Annotated in this window: 3 protein-coding genes; all 3 read right to left on the bottom strand. The window is 59.1% G+C overall.

Annotated elements, in window-relative coordinates; all coding sequences use genetic code 11:
* Window positions 1–75: 75 nt before the first annotated feature.
* Entirely contained in the window at window positions 76–555 is a 480-nt protein-coding gene (locus WCJ41_RS22160; RefSeq protein ID WP_336907999.1) for a sugar nucleotide-binding protein, read from the bottom strand.
* Between the two features lie 352 nt (window positions 556–907).
* Window positions 908–1,225, bottom strand: coding sequence for a type II toxin-antitoxin system RelE/ParE family toxin (locus WCJ41_RS22155; protein ID WP_336907998.1), 318 nt, complete (start codon window positions 1,223–1,225; stop codon window positions 908–910).
* 4 nt (window positions 1,226–1,229) lie between these two features.
* Window positions 1,230–1,442, bottom strand: coding sequence for a transcriptional regulator (locus WCJ41_RS22150; protein ID WP_336907997.1), 213 nt, complete (start codon window positions 1,440–1,442; stop codon window positions 1,230–1,232).
* Window positions 1,443–1,646: the final 204 nt, after the last annotated feature.

Below are 1,646 nucleotides of genomic sequence, written 5' to 3'. Positions count from 1 at the left end.
ATTTCGGCAGGGCTGAGGTTACGTCTGGCCATGATATTTACCGAACGGGAAAGTACCCTGAAAGCCAATAGCGCGTCAATGAAAATGTCCCGATCGGGAAAACTCGATTTCTGGACCAAATCCAAGGTTCAAAATATTCCCGATCGGGAATGCCGATCCCTCGGGAGATCGCTTGAGATGTCTGGGGCGTGCCTGGAGCACATATGGTATCCGGGGCTTGCCCTGACTTTGCAGCAACTCGAATATCTGGGACTTCCAGCCCACCGGCGTCCAAGTCGAACGCCCCTCCTGATCCCAGGGCGCCACCAGCCGAGCGAGGGGACGTGCCGCCGCCGTCTTGTAGTCGGCACTGGGAATTGCCTCGACTGCCGGGGCGGGGCCGCCTCGCTTCGCATTCTCCCGAAAGATAAACTCCGCAAAGCCATGCCAACTGGTGCTGCCGTCGCCCGTCAGATGATACAATCCACCCGGCTCGCTCCGCAGCGCGGGTGAAATCTCCAAGATTGCCGCAGCAAGGTCGAGTGCCGATGTTGGATTTGGTCGTGATCTGCTCAGTCAGTTGCAGGGGAGCGCACCGCATGGCAGCTAGCGGGCTGCATCGCGTGGTTAATCGTCAATGCGACAATTGAAGTTTTGGGTGGTGTGGACGTCACTGCCTCGCACTCACTGCAGGCGGTGGCGAAGCCACCAAAACCCGACGCCCGCGGCGCCCCCCCTATGGCGGCGCCTACTGCGTCCGCCATGAGGTCGAGCACCTCCCTCCTTCGCCCCACGAGTGGCTGGATGAGCTCGATTGCGCCTCCGTAACCGTCACGTGGACTGCTAGCTAGAGGTCTGGGGCGTCATGCGGCGCATTTGTGATTGCGAGAACCTGAAATGGCCCGGCGCCTATTCGGCAGTCGAGGGTTCAACTCAATCCGAAGTCATCCCGGAAACGATCGATTTGATGCATCCGCTCGTGCAGGATTGTAACGATGCCAATGTCGCCATTCGACAGACGGCGCCAGTAGACGAAGTGGCGTTCATAGCGAAAGAAGTACCCATCGACGCCTAACTCCACTGGGATTGGCTTCGAGACAACGCCGTGGGCTGCGACGCTGTCGAAGGCCGCGAAGAGACCCGAAATGTATCGCTCAGCCTGCTCCTCACCCCACCTGTCGCGGGTGTAGCGGTAAATGTCATCAAGGCGGTGGGACGCACCTTCCTGAATTTGGACGGCCGGCATGGGCTCAGCCTCGGTTTCGCGCTATCACTTCTGATGCGGTCAGCGGCTTGTAAGTCACCTCGGGAGCCGCAAATGCATGGGTCAGTTCTGCCCTCAGTCGATTGTATGCCTCGACCTCCGCCCGCTCCTTGTCGCGGCGGATTAAGTCGCGGACGTACTCGCTGACGTTCTCATACGAGCCATCATCGCCGACGTTTGATGCCACGAAGTCGCTCAACACTCCACCAATGCGGACAGTCATCGTGGTTGTTCGGGGCATGGCACAGCACCTTCCATTCAACTGTCTTCAATATAATCAAAATTGCACACATGACAAGAGCCTCATCCCCGACGAACCATTCACAGGCCCCTGCGCAACTAAACGCCTGTGGCATCAACGGTCAGTCGGTTGGCTGGGCGAGCCTCACGCCGGGCCCGAGGC

Origin of the sequence: Aestuariivirga sp., from assembly GCF_037139295.1 — a bacterium.
GTDB lineage: Bacteria > Pseudomonadota > Alphaproteobacteria > Rhizobiales > Aestuariivirgaceae > Aestuariivirga.
Note: the sequence above shows the minus strand (reverse complement) of the source record. Positions and strands in the feature narration are given on the sequence as shown.